This is a genomic window from Pontibacillus marinus BH030004 = DSM 16465, assembly GCF_000425225.1.
In the GTDB taxonomy this organism is placed as follows: Bacteria; Bacillota; Bacilli; order Bacillales; family BH030062; genus Pontibacillus; species Pontibacillus marinus.
Window position 1 is genome coordinate 135,725 of sequence record NZ_AULJ01000013.1, and the last position, 18,239, is coordinate 153,963.

Below are 18,239 nucleotides of genomic sequence, written 5' to 3' on the forward strand. Positions count from 1 at the left end.
CTTATATAACAAAAGTTGGTTTTCGTTTCTTTAATTTTGGTTCACGAATTTCAAGTGGTTTTCCAGAATCGATATCTAATACATGGGATGCTTCGTTAAACCAGCAATCAGGCGCTTCATGCCCCCAGAAAGTTTGACGACGCTTATCATTAATATCCCAACGAATTGGTTCAAAATCTGGATCACTAGTTAAGTAATCACCATTATATAATTCGATTCTATGACCGTCTGGATCTCTTAAATATAGGAAGAATGCATTCGATAACCCATGTCGTCCAGGCCCTCGTTCAATGCTAGCTGTGTACCCCATAGAGGCTAATACGTCACATGTGTGAATTAGACTCATAGGTTCACCTAGCCAAAAGCCGATATGATGAAGTCTTGGGCCATTGCCATTCATAAATGCAACATCATGTACACTTGGTTTACGATGCAACCATGCAGCCCAAATTTGATCATCCTCTGCAGCGGTATATTCAGAACAAGCAAAGCCAAGTTCATTTATATAAAAATCATATGCTTTTTGAACATCCTCAACCATACAGTTGAAGTGATCAATTCGTTGTACTCGAGCTCCTTTATATAAATCATATCGCTGAAGCATACGCTCAACAACGTCCATTTTTGCGAAAAACTCAACAGGTAAACCAGATACATCCTGGATACGAAGTGTTCGTCCCATTGCTTTTTGTTTACCTTTTTCTACCCATTTGGTCTTTAAGCCTTTTTCATCGAAAAATTTAGCCAGTATTTCTAGATCGCCATCAGATTGAACCTTATAGCTAATCACTTCAATACCTGGTTCCTGTTCTTTTTTTAATACAAGACTATGATGGTTATGTTCCTCTAAACCTCGAAGGTAAATATGCTGATCATCACTCTCTGTTTCAATAAAGCCTAAGGCATCTACGTAAAACTTACGTGAGGCCTCTAAATCTTGAACATGAAGCACTGCTCGAGCAGCACGAATAATGTTAAAATCCATAGATTTCTTCCCCCTTAGACTTTTTCAAAACTAGGCTTTTCAGAATCTGTTTTAGCTAAGAAATTTTCGACTAGCTGTTTATAAGAATCTTTTTCATATTTATCAAAATAGGTCATGCCCATCTTAATCGGATCTCCGAAGAAGTAGTATTCATAGTGCATTTGACGACTACCAAACGAGCTTAATGTCATATCCCAAGCTAGACGGAATAGCTGTACACGCTCATATCCTTCAAGATTTTTGCCTTGAAGAGCTCTGTGTAGAATTGGACCAATCTCTTCATGGGAGAAATCTGCTTCTGTAGGGATACCCATTAATCCTGATGCACCAAGGATTCGGATGATTTCTGTTAATCTAGGGTAGATTCTAGGATACCAGTTTCGAGCAGCATCTAATGGAGCAAAATCTGGTGTCATGGTTCCGCTCTCATCTAATGTTGCATTATGCTCAGCTCTATAAAGATGAGATTTCATTGTCTCTAAAGCTAGCATGATTTCAGTTCCTTTATCCTTAACATGCTGGAACTGATCGATTCCAATTGCATCCATCATGTTTAGAGCAACACCTAGTAAAAATTCAGTTTTGACAATGTTCTTGGAAACTACTTGATGAGCCATGTGTACAACAGCGTTTGTCTCACCAAAAGTACGGTTACATACAGCTGAATCTTCACATACAAATACTCGCTCCCAAGGTACAAATACATGATCAAATGTTACGATGGCGTCTCCTTCTTCAAATCGAGAAGACAAAGGATGATCCCACTTACTCTTATCCTGATCAAAGGATTCACGGCAAATGAATTTTAATCCAGGTGTATTATTTGGAATAGCAAAGGCTAAAGAGTATGGATCATCTTTTTCACCAGAACGTTTTACGGTGGATGGGAAGACAAGGATCTCGTCTGTAATACCGCCTTGTGTGGCTAATAGACGTACACCATCTACGATAATCCCTTCCTTATTTTTCTCTACTAAATGTAGAGCAACATTTGCGTCTTTTTGCTCGTGTTGAGCTTTAGCACGGTTTACCTGAGGATGAATAAGTGTATGAGTTAAGGAAATATCATTTTCCCGTGCATACTCATAGTATTTTCGAGCATTTTCAGCGAACATTGGGTCTGATTCAGCAAAAAGACCATTGTTCATTCCCATAGCCATAACTTCTGCATTTAGATAATCTGGAGATCGCCCCATCATACCTCCTGATGTATGAGCCCATTCCTGTATGGCTTCCCGACGTTCGATAATCTCTTCTACAGAAGTCGGCTGCATAAATGTCTTACCAACTAAGTCACCTGTTGTAGGAGACTTGTAGAGCATTTTATCCTTCTTTTCATACTGAAGATCATATAGATGAGCCATGGATTGAATTACATTTTTAAAAGCTGGATGCTCTGTCACATCATCTACACGTTCTCCGTGAATGTAGACGTTGTTATTGGCTTTCTTTAAACGATCGATATATTCTTGACCTGTTTTTGCTGGCATATTTTCACCTCTCCTTTAGATTACTTTCCAAACTGCGGGATATAATGATCTCCCATCGCCACATGTATAATCTTCGGTTCTGTATAAAATTCAAATGCGTAATGACCGCCTTCACGACCAATTCCGCTTCCTTTCATACCTCCAAATGGAGTGCGTAAGTCACGTACGTTTTGTGCGTTAATCCAGATCATCCCTGCCTCAACAGCATTTGCTACTCGATGACCTTTCTTAATGTCATTGGTCCATACATAGCCTGCTAATCCATATTTAACGTCATTTGCAGCTTCAATGACTTCCTCTTCTGATTCGAATTCAATCACTGCCATCACTGGACCAAAGATTTCTTCTTGAGAAACACGCATACTATTTTTTGCATTTAAGAGTAATGTAGCCGGGATAAAGTTTCCTGCACTTACTTCTTCAGGAACAGTACCTTGGACCACTTCACAACCTTCTTCTTTCGCTAACTCAATATAACCGGTAACTTTATCATAGTGCTCTCTATGAATTAGTGGACCAAGTTGGGTGGAGGAATCCATCGGGTCACCAATTTTTACTTTGGTCACTCGTTCACGCAGAGCTTTAACAAAGTCATCTTTAATGTTTTTGTGAACAAATACTCGTGAGTTTGCTGTACAACGCTCTCCATTAAAGGAGAAAATCCCCCAAACGGCAGCGTCTAAAGCACGCTCAAAGTCCGCATCATCAAAGACAATAAGTGGTGACTTCCCGCCTAGCTCCATCGAGGTTTTCTTTAAGGAATCAGCTGCATTCTTAATAATGGTCGAGCCAGTAACAGTTTCTCCAGTAAATGAAATCGCTTCCACAATTGGGTTAGAAACAAGCTCTGCCCCAGCCGTTTCCCCAAAACCATGGACAACATTAAACACTCCCGGTGGCATTTCAGCTTTATCTGCTAATTCAGCTAATTTATTTGCTGTAAGTGGAGATAACTCGGCTGGTTTTAAGATTACCGTGTTCCCTGTGGCAAGAGCAGGTGCTACCTTCCACGTTTCAAGCATAAATGGTGCATTCCAAGGTGTAATAAGTCCAACAGGTCCTAGTGGCTTATAAACAGTGTAGTTGATAAATTCATCATCTACCGGGTATGATTCACCGTGAAGTTTAGATTGAACCATACGAGAATAGAATCGGAAATTTTCAGCTGCACGGGAAACCATTTTACGAGTTTGATGGATTGGTAGTCCTGTATCTAAAGATTCCATCACAGCAATTTCATCCACTTCCTCATCAATTAAATCAGCAAGGCGATGGATATACTCCATCCGATCTTTTACTTTCATTTTGCCCCAAGGGCCATTACGAAACGCTTTTTGAGCAGCATAAATAGCCTCTTGCATGTCTTCTTTGCGCCCTTCAGCTACGTAATTGGTCACCTCATTCGTAAAAGGGTTAATGTTTTCGAAGGTTTCACCAGCCTGGCCATCTAAGAATTCACCATTGATATATAACTGGATATTATCTAATTTACGGTGAGCCGCAACTCCCTTTTCTTGTTCTGTTTTGTTACTCAATGTATAGGCTCCTTTCTTTTCTAATTTCGAAATTATTTAGCTGTTACCTCATCTGGAAGGTCAACATAGTCGCGTAATACGTTCCGAATTTCATCTTGAATTTCTTTTGTCGGAACATCCATTGGTAAGCGGAGAACCGGTTCAATTCTTCCCATCATTCCAAGTGCGGCTTTTAATGGTGCCGGGTTTGTATCTTTAAATAACACATCATTCAAAGGCATGAGGTCATAGTGAAGATCTTGTGCTCGCTTTACATCTCCTTCTTTCCAAGCATCATAGATTTCTGCAACTTTACTTGGGACAACATTGGCTGTAGCGCTAATATGTCCTGCTCCTCCAATGGCAAGCATTGGGTAACATAAAAGCTCTATCCCAGAATAAAGTAAGAAGTCTCTCCCGCAATTCAATAGAACCCGATTCACGTGCTCGAAGTCTTTGTTTGATTCTTTAACACCAATAATATTAGGACAGTCTTTGCTAAGCTTAGCTAGAGTTTCTACATGTAGATTTGTAGCTGTACGACCTGGAATATTATAAATAATAATCGGCAAGTCTACTGATTCAGCCACACGTTTGAAATGTTTATATAATGCGTGCTGTGAAGGTTTGTTGTAATAAGGGACAATAACAAGAGCAGCATCTGCTCCGATTTCTTCTGCTTTTTTGGTTAAATACATGGTTTCCTCATGATTGGTAGAACCTGTTCCTGGTACAAATGGAACACGATTATCAATAGTTTTAGAAGCTGTTTTCATAACCTCTACTCGCTCTTCTACAGTTAAGGAACTAGGCTCTCCTGTGGTTCCTGTAACTGAAATAGCATGAGTACCACTATGAATGTGCCAATCAATCAGCTGTTCAAATTTCGAATAATCAATTGAACCATCTTCTTTAAATGGGGTAATAATAGGGGCAATTGATCCTCTTAGCTTTTCCTTTGCTGCTTGTAAGTCTGCCATACCAACACTCCTTTAAGATTGTAATCCTATTAACCTTTAACTACCGCTCAAGGATTCTTTTCCGAATTATCAGAAATATCCTACGATTTTATTGTATCTTGTGGTAATATATATGAAAAATATACAAAACGTTTGGAATCCATATGTAAATCATATAGATGAGGAGGCGTAACGAATGGACGTCAAACAACTCCTTTACTTTGCAACGATTGCTGAGGAAGGACAAATAACCCGAGCTGCTAAAAAGCTTTATATGGCCCAGCCCCCATTAAGTCAACAATTAAAATTACTCGAACAAGAATTGGGCGTTTCTCTATTTGAAAGACATGGTCGTGAGTTAAAGCTAACGGAAGCTGGACACGTACTTTATAATCGATCGAAAGAAATATTATATAAGGTAAATGATACGTTTACAGAGGTGACAGAAACAGGTGAAGGTTTGCGTGGGGTTTTATCAATTGGTTCAGTTAAGACATGCTTTTGCTATATTCCTGAGAGAATGAAGCAATTTCGTAATCAATATCCCAATGTATCATTTAAGTTGATTGAGGGTGATTCTTTCCGTTTAGCTCAATATTTAAAAGATCGTGATATTGAACTAGCTATAGTAAGGAAACCATTAGATATGAGTGAATTCTCATCTTATCCTTTGCCGAATGATAACTTCGTGGCTGTTGTGTCGGATGAGTGGGGAGTATCTGGACAAGAAACGATTAGTATGGATCAGTTATCTGATTTACCATTAATGCTTCTTCACCGGGCTGGTGTTGGTGAGCTAGGCTTATATGAGCTTGTGCTCGATCATTTTAATCAGCATAATTTGCAGCCAAATGTTATCTGTGAATGTGCAGATGCAGCTATGTTATTATCTTTGGTTAAAGCAGGTGTAGGAGCAACTCTGCTCCCACAGTCTACTTTAAAAGCTTTTCCCGCTTATGGATTAAAAGTTTTAGAATTAGAGGATACGATGATTCAATCAGAGTCAGCGATCATTTGGTTAAAAGACCGTCATTTATCCAAACATGCTACACGTTTTATAGAATCTTTTCAGACTGATTCACTCGTAAGTCCTTAACTTATTTATATCTAGTATGAATGTTGTTGTGCTTATACGTCTTATTCTCAAATTCAAACCATTCTAATGATAATGCTAAATAACGTTTGTCGAACAGCGGTTGGAAGTGATCTTTAGTAGCTTCAAACAGTTCGTCTAACGTTTCTTTTTTTTGTTCTTCAGTCCGTCCACCACCAATTTTTAGTGTAATGTGAACAAATGCATCGTCTTCTTTTCCATCTGCTACAACATAATCGTGAAGTTCGATTGCCCTTGAACGAATACCTCCCACTGGGAAAACATCTGGTTTTGAAACAAGAACATCATTTAATTTTTGTAATAAAGAGGGCATGGAAACTTCCTGTTTAATATTATCTGTGTACTCTACAATGATATGAGGCATGTTTATTCTCCTCCCCCATTTAATAGATAAATTCATCGTCTCCAATAATCGTGTTATGAAGCGAGCCGATCCCTTCTATCTCTGTAACCACCTCATCCCCTACTTTTGTGTCAACTGTCCCTTTTGGGGTTCCAGTCAAAATCATATCTCCAGGGTTTAGGGTCATAAATCCACTTAAGTATTCAATTAAAGATGGGATTCCAAAAACCATATCCTTTGTAGATCCTTCTTGCGTCATTTCTCCATTTACATACGTTCGAAGTTGTAAGTTCATTGGATCAACAATATCAGATGCATCTACAAACCATGGTCCAAGCGGTGTACTATGATCCCTGTTTTTCACACGTAAGTTTGGACGATAATAGTTTTCTAGATAGTCACGAAATGCGTAGTCATTACCTATTGTATAACCTGCTACATAGTCATAAGCATCAGATCTTTTCACATTTCTAGCTTGTTTACCTATGACAACACCTAACTCACATTCATAATGCATATGTGTTACATCAGAAGGTCTGTGTGTTTGGCTACGATGACCCGTAAAGGTGTTTGGCCCCTTAAGGAATACGAGTGGCTCTTCAGGAGCTTTAAAAGAAAGTTCATTAGCATGATCTGAGTAATTTAATCCCAATGCAAATACAGTCCCTGGCTCAATTGGTGGTAACCATTCTATATCATCCTCAGAAACAAAAAGCCCATTATGTAGCTTAATGTTCCCTTGTTGTTCTTCTGCTTTGTAGATTGAACCTTTATATACGACTCGAGCTCGTTTCATTTGAAACCCCTCCTAACATCCAATCACTTTCATGTTTAATTATATTTTCAAGCACTCCAATCCCTTTAACTGAGATTTTCACATGATCTCCAGCCTTCACAAGTGGAGCATTTTCTGGAACTCCAGTTAAAAGCAAATCTCCTTCATTTAAAGTCATAAATTCTGTGATGTCTTGTATCAATTTGGGGATAGAACGAACTAGATTCATAGTTGAGTTTTCTTGCCGCAGTTCATCATTTACATAGACTTGTAATTTAAAATCATCAGGATTTTTTATCGATTCCTTTTCAACCACCCAAGGACCGATGGGACAAAATCCGTCTCGTGCTTTATATTTAACAGCCGGTCGGTAAACGCTTTCATGAGGGATCGAAATATCATTAGCGATTGTATAGCCTTGAACATATTCCATAGCATCTGATTCTGTAACTTTACATGCTGTTTTACCAATAACAATGCCAATAGAAGCTCCAACTTCCAATTGAGTTTCCCCACTTGGCATTGGAACAGCACGATTTGGTGCATTCATTGTGTTCGCTGGCTTAATATAAAGAATTGGAGCTTGTGGAGGTTGTTTGTGTGGGGCTTCATACATCTGGCTGCCTAACTCTTCTAAGGCTCCTTTATAATTTAGAATAACTCCATAAATTGTACCGTCTATAGGAGCATCCAACTGTAAATCATTCTGGGAATAAGTAGCTCCATTTACTTCAATCTTGTTATTCGATTGAAGGGTTGCTTCTGTTGGTTTTTTCTGGCCTGATAGGTGCAATTTCACCTGGCTCATATGCAACACCCCTTTCTAAAAATAAAGAAATACACTCTTATTCCCTTAATATATCATGTTCGTTTAAATATAAAAAATATTTAAACAATTTTAATGGCATATTAAAATCATATAGTTTTAATCCTTTAGTTGAAATGTTGCTTCTGTATTGAATTCGATGTTTGACTGTTCTCCTAAAGTTTTTCTTAGAATAAACAAAGCATCATCTTTCTTTTTCGCTTCAATCATACAATCGATTTGATCAGTAGATTGATTAACAGATTTAACAAAGTTTAAGAACATTTCTGGATCTATATAATCTGCGTGACTTTTAAATTCTGCTTCGCTTTTTGGACTTGAGATATGCATTTTAACTGGAAGCGGGGAATGTTCCCAAGTGTTCAGTACCCTGTCCCAGTTTTTCAACCAATTAGAATCCTCATGATTGGCCATATGATGATGGAGATCGAATATAAATGGAATTCCAAGCTTTTCACAAACATATAAGCAATCATCCATTGTATAAATCGTGTCATCATTTTCAATCATAATCATTTTTTGAATGCCTCTTGGTACAGAACCCCAATTTTCGATGAAACGTTCCAGAGACTTCGCTTTATCATCATAGCTCCCTCCAAGATGAAGAACACAGCGATGAGTCGGATCAATGCCCATAGAATGAAGTAACTTATAGTGATATTTTAAGACGTTAATAGAAGCTTTAAACTTGTCTTCTTTTGGGGAATTAATCACAACAAAGTGATCTGGATGAAAGTCAATACGCATGTTTTCACTTTTGGCATAACTCCCCAACTCTCTTAGCTCATTTTTTAATGCATGAATGTAATCCCAATCCTTTAAATCCTCATGAGTGGCTAATGGAACAAGTTTAGAGCTTAATCGAAAAAACTCTATATCAAGAGCTTTATTATGTTTCAATAAGCGAAGTGTATTATTAATATTTGATTTAGAAATACGTTCAAGCTTTGCAATTGCTGCTTCCCGATCTTGAAGCTTTTGAAAACGGCTATAAGTCATCGTCTGTGATGGAGAAGCATTTTGAACATGTACGCTCATTGCTACATAGCCAAGTCGAAAAAGTGTCATCCTTTTACTCCTAACCTTTTATGGAATAAGCATAGTTTCTGTAAAATAGGAACTTGTATACCAAAAAAAGCTACACGTTTATCGTGTAGCTTTTTAAATTACTTTTCTGCTAAGACTTTAATAAATTCACGCATGTAGTCAGGCAGATCTGGCGGACGACGACTTGAGATAATGTGACCATCGACAACTACAGGTTCGTGAATCCATGTAGCGCCAGCATTCATCATATCATCCTTAATACCTGGTGTACTTGTCACTTTGCGCCCATTTAAAATATCTGCAGAAATGAGTACCCAACCTGCGTGACAAATTTGTCCGATTGGTTTTTCCTGCTTGTCCATTTCACGGACCATATTTAAAACATCTTCATATCGACGCAGTTTATCTGGAGACCAACCTCCAGGTACTAAAATTGCATCATAATCATTTGGATCGATGTCTTGAAAAGTTAGATCAGAAACGACGGGAACACCGTACTTTCCGATATACTCTTCTTCAGGCTTCTCAGCAACAATGCGAACAGTTGCTCCTTCTTCACGTAACCGCATTACGGGATACCATAGTTCAAGATCTTCAAAATCGTCACTTACTATTTGAATGACCTTTTTGTCTTGTAATTTCAAAAGGCTTACCTCCAATATTTAAAGGATTCGCTCCTATTTTGTATGATAAAGCATTAAAATTCAAATGATATATTAGAAAAGCGCAAGCGACCTATTAGTAACGAAGGGACTGGACTGAGCCCGTAGTACGATTAACCAAACTTGCTGATTGGCAAGCCGACAGGCGCAGACAGAAGCTTAGTTGCCGTGGTACTTTCACCTAGAAATTTTAACTACGTCGATTTTGTTCCTTGTTAAAATTTCATGTCACAAACGTGTAAAGGAAACTCTTTGGGAGTGGAACGAATCGATGTTGACTTATCGTACGGAGAAAGTATGATCGACTAAGTTCGTCACGTCCTGTGACAACGCCGATCTGACCCACGTCGTGTGGGCCCAAGTCCATTCGTTACTGGGCGCTGGAGCTAGACATCTACATCATATAATATTTTTGTAATTTGAAAAAGCTACCCATTAGCTGGATAGCTTTCAACACTTATTGTTGTTGATTTCTTTGCGCTGCTCGTTGATCTGCTTCTTTCTCTCTTTGTTGAGCTTTTAAATCGTCTTGATCAGCAAACTCTTGAGAAAATTCAACGTCCTGTCCATCTTCTACAATATCTTTTTTAGGGGTTTGAGGTAAGCGGGATTTTGTTTTGTCTGCCCCTTTTTTACTTTGTCCACGAGTCATAATGATTCTCCTTTCAGATTTAGCGATTCATATTTAGAATTCCAAAATCGAAAAAAGATATACAGAAGGCTGCCTCATGGATAGAGACAGCCTTTGTATGTTTTATTTTAGAATTTGAACAGTTACTTGTTTTCTACCCCAGTTCAGCGCTTCTTGTCTTGAAGGGATAAATACATCAATTTTGTTTCCATTTACCGCAGACCCAACGTCCCCTGCCACAGCATAACCGTATCCGTCAACATACACTTCTGTACCTAGAGGAATAACATCAGGATCCACAGCAATTACTTTTTTATCTGGATTTTCTAAAAGATTTATACCAGTTGCTGTCACACCTGAACATCCAGCGCAATTTGCTGTATAAGCCGTTGCTGATACTTCTAATTCACGAGCAACATCATTTGTTTCTTTGGTTTCTACTCCACCTGAAAGGGCTAAAGTTTGTCCAGGATAGATGGTGTTAGATTGTAAACCATTCCATCCTTTAATTTGACTCACACTAGCGCCAGTATTTTGAGAAATAGCCCAAAGTGTATCACCTGATTGAACGGTGTAGGAGTTTGAATTACTATCCACACGTGTGTTTGTTGTTGCTGGTACTACCTTAAGTTGATCTCCTGGGTAAATAAGATTTGAATCAAGGTTATTCCAATCTTTTAGATTAGCTACGGAAACATCGTGTGTTTGGGATAATCCCCAAAGTGTGTCTCCAGGATCTACTTCTATACTTTCTGCTGCATATACATTTGTTGTTAGTGCTGCAGATAATCCTGCAACTGTTGCTAGACTCATGATTGTTTTTTTCATTCGTGATGCCTCCCCATTGAGCTATTAAGCTACTAAATTCTACTATAACAGAGAATAGATTGAATCAAAGAACAGTCTAGTAACGATTCAATTGCAAGCATTACATCTATTTAACAAAAAGATGACAAATTAGACCTTTTGACATAGAAAAAGCGATAAAGCACGGATGCTCTATCGCCTATTGGAAATATTGGGTATCTAATTCAGAATGAAGACTCTCATATATCCGTTAATATAGATTTAACAATATGTTTTGAATCCCAATCATATCTTGAAAAGGGTGCTATAGGAGGTGTGATGGGAAACAACTCTTGGTCAATCTCTTCCAACGACATTCCTTTATTATATCGATTTACTATTTTTTCTTTCAGGTCATGTAAATAGTCTAATTTTTGTTTTAGAAGGATTCTTCCATTTGGAAGATAGCCTGCGTGACAACAAAATACTTCTTGAAAGTCATATGTGAGAACTCTTTTTAGCGATTGAATCATTTTTGGGATGGATTCACTTGCCATAATAACCTTAGGCTTAGGGGTTACAAACAAATCGCCTGAGAAAAGAATCTTTTTCTCTTTATTATATAAAGCCAAGTGATCCTGAGCATGACCTGGCGTATGAATCGTTTCCCAAGAATCATTACGTGATTGAAAAGAATCCGGAAGCGGTTTTGCTTTAAAAGGTTTTCGAATTCCCCAGACCAATTCTCGATATTGAGGGTAATCCGCCTCTCTTTTACTTTCTTCAATACTCATTTGGTGAATAAAAATCGGAACATCCAGATTGTTTTGTAGCCAATTGGCAGTACCAGTATGATCTTCATGTGCATGTGTAATCACAACAAAATCAACCGGATACTTCTTATAAACTGGGATAAGTTCATCAAGTAACTGAATAGTACTTGTGTCAATCAGCATGCCATCGGTTATAAAGTTATAAACTTGTAATGTTACAGAGCTGTATGTGACTGTTCCTTTAATAGCAGTTACGTCTTGATGTTGTATAATATCAACCATAAGTACTCCTCCAAAACCTTAAATAGTTTATTGCAGAGTTTTATTTTTTGTTAACAAGCTACCAATAACAAAAGCTAGTAAGGACAATAAGACTGGATATACGACTGTATGAACCTCCATCATACCCGGAAGAATGTTCATAATTGGTTCAAACCATTGATAAATTTCCGTTAATACTGGATGAACGTCAAACTTTGGATATGCTTTGGAATATTGATCGATAAAGATATAGGATCCAATTCCTACAAGCATGGAAGCTAAAGCTCCGTATTTATTTCCTTTCGACCAATATAATCCTAGTACAACAGGCCAAATAAATGCTGCTTCTAAACCACCAAAGGCAAAAAGGTTTAACCAAATTAATAAATCAGGTGGTTGTAGTGCTAGTAAAAACACGCTTATTCCTAAAAAAGCTGTTATGCCAATACTTAATCGTTTAACCTTTTTTTCACTTGCTGAAGGCTTAATATAATTCAGATACACATCTTTAACTACTGCAGAGCTAACTAAGAGTAGAAGAGAATCTACTGTAGACATAATCGCTGCCATCGGAGCTGCTAGAACTAACCCAGCAAGCCATGGAGGAAGTACTTCTTGAGCGATAAGCGGCATCACTTTATCGCCAACTTCAATTCCAGGAAGGATCGGTCGAGCAAAAACACCGATTAAATGCATATTCAACATAATGAATCCGACAACTATCGTTCCTACGATTAACGCACGATGCATAGACTTAGAGCTTTTATATGACATTGCACGAACCGTTACTTGAGGCAATCCAACAACACCAACCCCAACTAATATCCAAAAGGAAGACACGTATGTAGCACTAAGGTTGCCTTCTGCTCCATATGGTGTAACTAGGTTCGGGTTTTCGTTAACTAAGTCAGTCATAATTTGGTCAATGCCCCCACCTGCGATGATGGTTGCCACTAACAAAATAAATGTTCCAAAAAACATAATCGTACCCTGTACGGCATCCGTAAGTGCAACAGCACGAAATCCACCAATAATGACATAAAGAAGAACGGATAAAGCAAAAATAAATAGAGCACTTTCATATTCTATTTTCACTAAGGACTCTATTAAACGTGCTCCACCAACCCATTGAGCTGCCATAGCTGAAAACAGGAAAATCACAATACTAAAGGCTGCAGAAAGAACAACCCATTTACTTTGATAGCGTTCTTTTAAAAAATCAATAAGAGTAATAGCATTATAGCGTCTTGCCATGATTGCGAATTTTTTCCCTAAAACCATAAGAACAAAGTATCCTGTTACCACTTGAGACATGGCTAGCAATACCCAACCGAGTCCTTGGGTATAGGCTACCCCTGGACCACCAATAAAACTACTGGCACTCCCATATGTAGCTGTCATGGTCATTGCTAAAATAAATCCGCCTAACTGTCTACCACCTAAGAAATATTCTTGAAGGAATGAATTAGAGGATCTTACATAACGACTGGCCCAAAGGCCTACCATAAAAATTGTGATTAAGAATACAACCAAGGATATGATAATTGTTAGATTCATTCTAGGTTTCCTCCTTCATCATCGAGAGGAACTTCAGTAAACCAAAACTTTACTGCAACAATGACTAAAACGACCATAATTAAGAAACCTAATATACAACTATAAAAAAACCAAGATGGTAATCCCATAATATATGTATAATCTTCTGGTGTTCGATCTCCCAAACCATAAGCAAGTCCAAACCACCAAACGAAATTAAAAATGGCCAATCCAACACCGATTAAAGCTTCTCTGTTTGCAACTTTAAATCGCAGATCGGTCTTTTTCATTTACGTTCCCTCCTTTTTTTTATGCTTCTATTAAAGTAATAAAGAAATAAAGCACTACTACTATACATGAGAAATGTATATATAATCAATTCTATCGTATGGCTTCATTTCGAGAAAGCGTAATACTAGAAAAATAAGTAAGAGCTTGGGGATTCCCAAGCTCTTCTAACTACTATCATGCTGAATTTGATAAAGTGGGTAATGTTACTTGGAAAGTAGTTCCTTTATGCTGTTCACTTTCCACTAGAACCTTTCCATTATGAGATTGGATAATTTGAAAACTAACCATTAACCCTAACCCATTTCCACTTTCTTTAGTTGTGTAAAATGGTTCTCCAATCTTGTCTAGTTGTTCTTTTGAAATGCCAACACCAGTATCTTGTATAAAGATATGAACCTGATCTGCTTCTAGCTGACATTTCACATTAACTTCCCCACCTTTTGGTGTTGCCTCGATCGCATTTTTAATAAAATTGAGGAATACTTGTTTCAATCGCCCCTCATCACAATTCACTTTAACTTCATCAAGGGAACAATCGAATTTCACTTGCACTTTGGCTTTTCGTGCCGTGTAATCCAATAGCTGCATAACATGTTGAATCATTGGAACGATGTTTTTTGTACCTAATTGAACTTCTTTGGGTTTTGCTAGCATCATGAAGTCTTCCACAATATCATTCACACGTTCAATTTCTTCCGTTATGATAGCTAAAAGTTCACTTCGTTCATCTTCTTCCTCATCTAGTTGTAGAAATTCTGCATATCCACGTATGGAAGTTAATGGGTTACGGATTTCATGAGCCACCCCAGCTGCTAATTGCCCAACTGCACTAAGTTTATCCTGTCTACGAAGTACTTCTTCTGTTTTCTTGCGTTCTGTAATATCATTTCGTATCGCTAAATATTGATAGGGTTTGCCATTTTGTTTCATAAAAGGAACGATGGTTGTGTCTACCCAATAATAACTGCCATCTTTGGCTTTATTACGAATTTCACCTTTCCATACTTCACCAGATCCGATAGTTCTCCATAAATCTTTAAAGAATGCTTTATCATGGAAACCTGAATTTAAAATACGGTGGTCTTCCCCTAACAATTCTTCTCGACTATATTTTGATATCTCACAAAACTTATCATTTACATTCTGTATGATTCCTTTTTCATCCGTAATAGCTACAATGGTGGATTGATCCAATGCAAATTGAATGTCCTGAACTTCTTTTACCGTTTCTTTCAACTGTACTTCTGCTTCTTTTCGATCAGTAATATCCGTTCGAATCGCAATGTACTGATAGGGTTTGCCTTTTTTATTTAAGAAAGGAACAATTGTTGTGTCTACCCAATAAAAAGACCCATCTTTTTTCTTGTTTTTAATTTCACCTTTCCACACTTCTCCTGATCCAATCGTTTTCCATAGATCTTTAAAAAATTCCTTTGAATGGTATCCTGAATTTAACATGTTATGATCTTGACCTATGAGTTCATATTCTTCATAACCTGTAATGTCTAGTAATTTATCATTCACATACGTGATTTTCCCTTGAGCATTTGTAATCGCAACAATTGAAGATTCATCTAAGGCGAACTTAATATCATTGATATAAGAATCACTCGTAGCAAGTCGATTACTGATAAGTGTACTAGACCAAAGCAATCCAGCAATAATTAGGATCGAGATGAATAATACAAGATAGAGCACAAAAGAATCTTGTGCTGATGACGAATCACTTAGGATTGAATCCTTAATATCGGTTTGAGCTGCTTGCGTAAGTAAAATATACCCTTCTAATATAGCTCCAGTTACGATGATGGAGCTAAGTGGTTTGATCCATAAATTATTTGCGTTCGTTGCAAAATTATAATAGGTAAGAATCCATAGAACAAATAAAAATGAGCCATAAATTAGAAGAGTTGATAAAATAAAGATTCCGATATCATAACGTACACCAACATTGGAAGCGTACATCCCCATAACATGGTTAGAAAACACACTTAATGTTAATAAGAGACTACCTATAAATAGGTAATGTTTCTTCTTGCTGATGACATTATAAAATGCTATCCCTGTAAAGGAAACGCCTAATATGAACGAAAGTAATGAGATTGATAGCTGGTTACTAGCTATATTAGACGGCTCTTCAGCAAGCATTGTTAGAAAGTTCATAACCCAAATACCAATTCCCATGGATGATATTCCCGCTAAAAACAAAGAACGTTTATGTCGATCTGAAGTATGTAATAATGAGAATAAATCAAGAGACGTATAAGATGTCATTAAAGTTAAAATAACTGCGATGAGCATGATTACAGAGCTATATGTATTGAGTAAAACCTCCACTCCTAATTCCTCCCCTCCCTTTTATCTTTATTCAATTGTACTGGAAAAAACACATACTTAAAAGGTTATGTTCATTTCCCATTTCCCGGGTAAGCGCACATTTCTCAATATTATAACAGGAAGCGACAATATTCTTTTACTGTTTGGATTAAATCGTAAAAAAATGTAAGGGGTAATAACCCCTTACACTTTCATCACTCTTATTGAGCTAGTTCTTTTAATTGTTGTTCAACTTTTTCATCATTCACGAATTCATCATACGACATATACTTATCAATCATGCCATTTGGCGTGATTTCTATGATACGATTTGCAATTGTATCGATGAACTGGTGGTCGTGTGATGTGAAAATCATGGAACCTTTAAAGTTTATTAGACCTTCGTTTAATGCTGTGATCGACTCTAGGTCTAAGTGGTTTGTTGGTTCATCTAGTACAAGTACGTTGGAACCGCTAAGCATCATCTTAGAAAGCATACAACGTACTTTTTCGCCTCCGGAAAGGACTTTTGCTTTCTTCTTCACTTCTTCACCAGAGAATAACATACGGCCTAAGAAGCTTCTTAAGAACGTCTCTGTCTCATCATCTGGAGAATATTGACGCAACCATTCAACTAGGTTCTTGTCGTTCTCTTCAAAGAAAGCTGAGTTATCTTTAGGGAAATAGCTCTGAGATGTTGTTACGCCCCATTTGTACGTACCAGCATCTGGTTCCATTTCACCCATGATAATTTTAAATAGTGTGGTATATGCGATTTCGTGGTCCCCCACTAATGCAATTTTGTCATCTTTATTCATTGTAAAGGTTACATTATCGAGAACCTTAACGCCATCAATTGTTTTTGTTAAACCTTCTACGTGTAAAAGATCATTTCCAATTTCACGATCTGGTTTGAAGGCTACATAAGGATAACGACGTGAAGATGGTTGGATATCATCAAGTGTAATTTGATCAAGCATCTTCTTACGAGACGTTGCCTGTTTTGATTTTGATTTGTTTGCGCTGAAGCGCTGAATAAATTCTTTAAGCTCTTTGGCCTTTTGTTCTTTTTTCTTGTTTTCTTCTTTCGCCATCTTTTGAGCTAACTGACTGGATTCATACCAGAAATCATAGTTACCTACATATATTTGGATTTTACCAAAGTCTAAGTCAGCAATGTGCGTACAAACATTATTAAGGAAGTGACGATCGTGGGAAACCACAATCACTGTACCTTCAAAGTTAATAAGGAATTCTTCTAACCATTGGATTGCACGGATATCCAGGTGGTTGGTTGGTTCGTCAAGAAGTAGTACATCTGGATTTCCGAATAAAGCTTGAGCTAGAAGTACTTTTACTTTTTGAGCACCCGTTAAGTCTGCCATCTTTTTGTTGTGAAGATCTTCTGAAATACCAAGACCTGTTAAAAGGCGTGCTGCATCTGACTCAGCTTCCCAACCATTCATTTCAGCGAATTCGCCTTCAAGTTCTGCAGCTCTCATACCATCCTCTTCAGAGAAGTCCGCTTTCATATAAATTTCATTCTTTTCGTTCATTACTTCATATAGGCGTTGGTGTCCCATGATCACAACCTGAAGAACTTCATATTCTTCGTATTCGAAGTGGTTCTGCTTTAATACAGCCATTCGTTTGTCTTTTTCTAGAGATACATCCCCTGTTTGAGATTCAATCTCTCCAGAAAGAATCTTCAAGAATGTTGATTTTCCGGCACCATTTGCTCCAATTAACCCGTAACAGTTACCAGCAGTAAATTTTATATTAACGTCTTCAAAAAGCTTTTGATCGCCAAAGCGTAGGCTCACGTTTTGAACATTAAGCATATAATCATAATCCTCCAATATTGAATTGTTTCCATCGAAATTATATCAAAAGAGTCTTCAGATAGATAGTGCATGCATACTTTATCTTA

At 37.5% G+C, this 18,239-nt stretch carries 17 protein-coding genes; 1 reads left to right on the top strand and 16 read right to left on the bottom strand.

Annotation, left to right across the window (positions count from 1 at the left end; translation table 11 throughout):
* Position 1: 1 nt before the first annotated feature.
* Genes hpaD through hpaI form a run of 4 tightly spaced genes read right to left on the bottom strand, consistent with a single transcriptional unit; the run spans position 2 to position 4,969 of the window.
* A complete protein-coding gene (gene hpaD, locus H514_RS0103745) occupies positions 2–985 on the bottom strand; it encodes a 3,4-dihydroxyphenylacetate 2,3-dioxygenase (RefSeq protein WP_027445743.1) in 984 nt (327 codons plus the stop codon).
* Positions 986–999: 14 nt separating this feature from the next.
* Positions 1,000–2,475, bottom strand: a complete 1,476-nt coding sequence (gene hpaB, locus H514_RS0103750; protein WP_027445744.1) for a 4-hydroxyphenylacetate 3-monooxygenase, oxygenase component — start codon at positions 2,473–2,475, stop codon at positions 1,000–1,002.
* A 20-nt stretch (positions 2,476–2,495) separates the two neighbouring features.
* Complete coding sequence (gene hpaE, locus H514_RS0103755; protein WP_027445745.1) at positions 2,496–4,010, bottom strand: 5-carboxymethyl-2-hydroxymuconate semialdehyde dehydrogenase; 1,515 nt, start codon at positions 4,008–4,010, stop codon at positions 2,496–2,498.
* 32 nt (positions 4,011–4,042) lie between these two features.
* Positions 4,043–4,969 carry a 2,4-dihydroxyhept-2-ene-1,7-dioic acid aldolase gene (gene hpaI, locus H514_RS0103760; protein ID WP_027445746.1) on the bottom strand — a complete coding sequence of 309 codons (927 nt, stop codon included), beginning with the start codon at positions 4,967–4,969 and terminating at the stop codon, positions 4,043–4,045.
* Positions 4,970–5,144: 175 nt separating this feature from the next.
* Between hpaI and H514_RS0103765 the strand changes: the two genes are divergently transcribed.
* A complete protein-coding gene (locus H514_RS0103765; RefSeq protein WP_027445747.1) occupies positions 5,145–6,044 on the top strand; it encodes a LysR family transcriptional regulator in 900 nt (299 codons plus the stop codon).
* Position 6,045: 1 nt separating this feature from the next.
* Here the strand turns inward: H514_RS0103765 and H514_RS0103770 are convergent, their stop codons facing one another.
* The 12 genes from H514_RS0103770 to H514_RS0103825 form a co-directional block, all read right to left on the bottom strand.
* On the bottom strand, positions 6,046–6,426 hold the full coding sequence (locus H514_RS0103770; RefSeq protein WP_027445748.1) for a 5-carboxymethyl-2-hydroxymuconate Delta-isomerase: 381 nt from the start codon (positions 6,424–6,426) through the stop codon (positions 6,046–6,048).
* A 19-nt stretch (positions 6,427–6,445) separates the two neighbouring features.
* On the bottom strand, positions 6,446–7,201 hold the full coding sequence (locus tag H514_RS0103775) for a fumarylacetoacetate hydrolase family protein (RefSeq protein ID WP_027445749.1): 756 nt from the start codon (positions 7,199–7,201) through the stop codon (positions 6,446–6,448).
* Entirely contained in the window at positions 7,176–7,988 is an 813-nt protein-coding gene (locus H514_RS0103780; RefSeq protein ID WP_027445750.1) for a fumarylacetoacetate hydrolase family protein, read from the bottom strand. Before H514_RS0103780 ends, H514_RS0103775 begins: the two co-directional genes overlap by 26 nt.
* Positions 7,989–8,105: 117 nt before the next feature.
* Positions 8,106–9,074 (bottom strand): UV DNA damage repair endonuclease UvsE, encoded by a 969-nt coding sequence (gene uvsE, locus H514_RS0103785; RefSeq protein WP_027445751.1) that lies wholly within the window; start codon positions 9,072–9,074, stop codon positions 8,106–8,108.
* Positions 9,075–9,172: 98 nt separating this feature from the next.
* Positions 9,173–9,697 carry a type 1 glutamine amidotransferase domain-containing protein gene (locus H514_RS0103790; RefSeq protein WP_027445752.1) on the bottom strand — a complete coding sequence of 175 codons (525 nt, stop codon included), beginning with the start codon at positions 9,695–9,697 and terminating at the stop codon, positions 9,173–9,175.
* A gap of 475 nt (positions 9,698–10,172) precedes the next feature.
* Entirely contained in the window at positions 10,173–10,367 is a 195-nt protein-coding gene (locus H514_RS0103795; RefSeq protein ID WP_027445753.1) for a YfhD family protein, read from the bottom strand.
* 102 nt (positions 10,368–10,469) lie between these two features.
* A complete protein-coding gene (locus tag H514_RS0103800) occupies positions 10,470–11,174 on the bottom strand; it encodes a LysM peptidoglycan-binding and 3D domain-containing protein (RefSeq protein ID WP_027445754.1) in 705 nt (234 codons plus the stop codon).
* Positions 11,175–11,392: 218 nt separating this feature from the next.
* Positions 11,393–12,187: an MBL fold metallo-hydrolase gene (locus tag H514_RS0103805; protein WP_027445755.1), complete on the bottom strand. Its 795-nt coding sequence runs from the start codon at positions 12,185–12,187 to the stop codon at positions 11,393–11,395.
* A gap of 27 nt (positions 12,188–12,214) precedes the next feature.
* Entirely contained in the window at positions 12,215–13,723 is a 1,509-nt protein-coding gene (gene panF / locus H514_RS0103810; protein ID WP_027445756.1) for a sodium/pantothenate symporter, read from the bottom strand.
* Positions 13,720–13,992, bottom strand: coding sequence for a YhdT family protein (locus H514_RS0103815; protein ID WP_027445757.1), 273 nt, complete (start codon positions 13,990–13,992; stop codon positions 13,720–13,722). Before H514_RS0103815 ends, panF begins: the two co-directional genes overlap by 4 nt.
* A gap of 175 nt (positions 13,993–14,167) precedes the next feature.
* On the bottom strand, positions 14,168–16,330 hold the full coding sequence (locus H514_RS0103820) for a PAS domain S-box protein (RefSeq protein WP_027445758.1): 2,163 nt from the start codon (positions 16,328–16,330) through the stop codon (positions 14,168–14,170).
* Positions 16,331–16,530: 200 nt separating this feature from the next.
* Positions 16,531–18,150 carry an ABC-F family ATP-binding cassette domain-containing protein gene (locus H514_RS0103825; protein WP_027445759.1) on the bottom strand — a complete coding sequence of 540 codons (1,620 nt, stop codon included), beginning with the start codon at positions 18,148–18,150 and terminating at the stop codon, positions 16,531–16,533.
* Positions 18,151–18,239: the final 89 nt, after the last annotated feature.

What these genes read in the sequence shown, in the direction of transcription:
- H514_RS0103825 (WP_027445759.1), bottom strand. Translation starts at nt 18,150, where the DNA reads ATGCTTAATGTTCAAAACGTGAGCCTACGCTTTGGCGATCAAAAGCTT.
- H514_RS0103775 (WP_027445749.1), bottom strand. Translation starts at nt 7,201, where the DNA reads ATGAAACGAGCTCGAGTCGTATATAAAGGTTCAATCTACAAAGCAGAA.
- hpaD (WP_027445743.1), bottom strand. Translation starts at nt 985, where the DNA reads ATGGATTTTAACATTATTCGTGCTGCTCGAGCAGTGCTTCATGTTCAA.
- H514_RS0103815 (WP_027445757.1), bottom strand. Translation starts at nt 13,992, where the DNA reads ATGAAAAAGACCGATCTGCGATTTAAAGTTGCAAACAGAGAAGCTTTA.
- panF (WP_027445756.1), bottom strand. Translation starts at nt 13,723, where the DNA reads ATGAATCTAACAATTATCATATCCTTGGTTGTATTCTTAATCACAATT.
- H514_RS0103805 (WP_027445755.1), bottom strand. Translation starts at nt 12,187, where the DNA reads ATGGTTGATATTATACAACATCAAGACGTAACTGCTATTAAAGGAACA.
- H514_RS0103765 (WP_027445747.1), top strand. Translation starts at nt 5,145, where the DNA reads ATGGACGTCAAACAACTCCTTTACTTTGCAACGATTGCTGAGGAAGGA.
- H514_RS0103800 (WP_027445754.1), bottom strand. Translation starts at nt 11,174, where the DNA reads ATGAAAAAAACAATCATGAGTCTAGCAACAGTTGCAGGATTATCTGCA.
- hpaI (WP_027445746.1), bottom strand. Translation starts at nt 4,969, where the DNA reads ATGGCAGACTTACAAGCAGCAAAGGAAAAGCTAAGAGGATCAATTGCC.
- H514_RS0103780 (WP_027445750.1), bottom strand. Translation starts at nt 7,988, where the DNA reads ATGAGCCAGGTGAAATTGCACCTATCAGGCCAGAAAAAACCAACAGAA.
- hpaB (WP_027445744.1), bottom strand. Translation starts at nt 2,475, where the DNA reads ATGCCAGCAAAAACAGGTCAAGAATATATCGATCGTTTAAAGAAAGCC.
- H514_RS0103795 (WP_027445753.1), bottom strand. Translation starts at nt 10,367, where the DNA reads ATGACTCGTGGACAAAGTAAAAAAGGGGCAGACAAAACAAAATCCCGC.
- H514_RS0103770 (WP_027445748.1), bottom strand. Translation starts at nt 6,426, where the DNA reads ATGCCTCATATCATTGTAGAGTACACAGATAATATTAAACAGGAAGTT.
- uvsE (WP_027445751.1), bottom strand. Translation starts at nt 9,074, where the DNA reads ATGACACTTTTTCGACTTGGCTATGTAGCAATGAGCGTACATGTTCAA.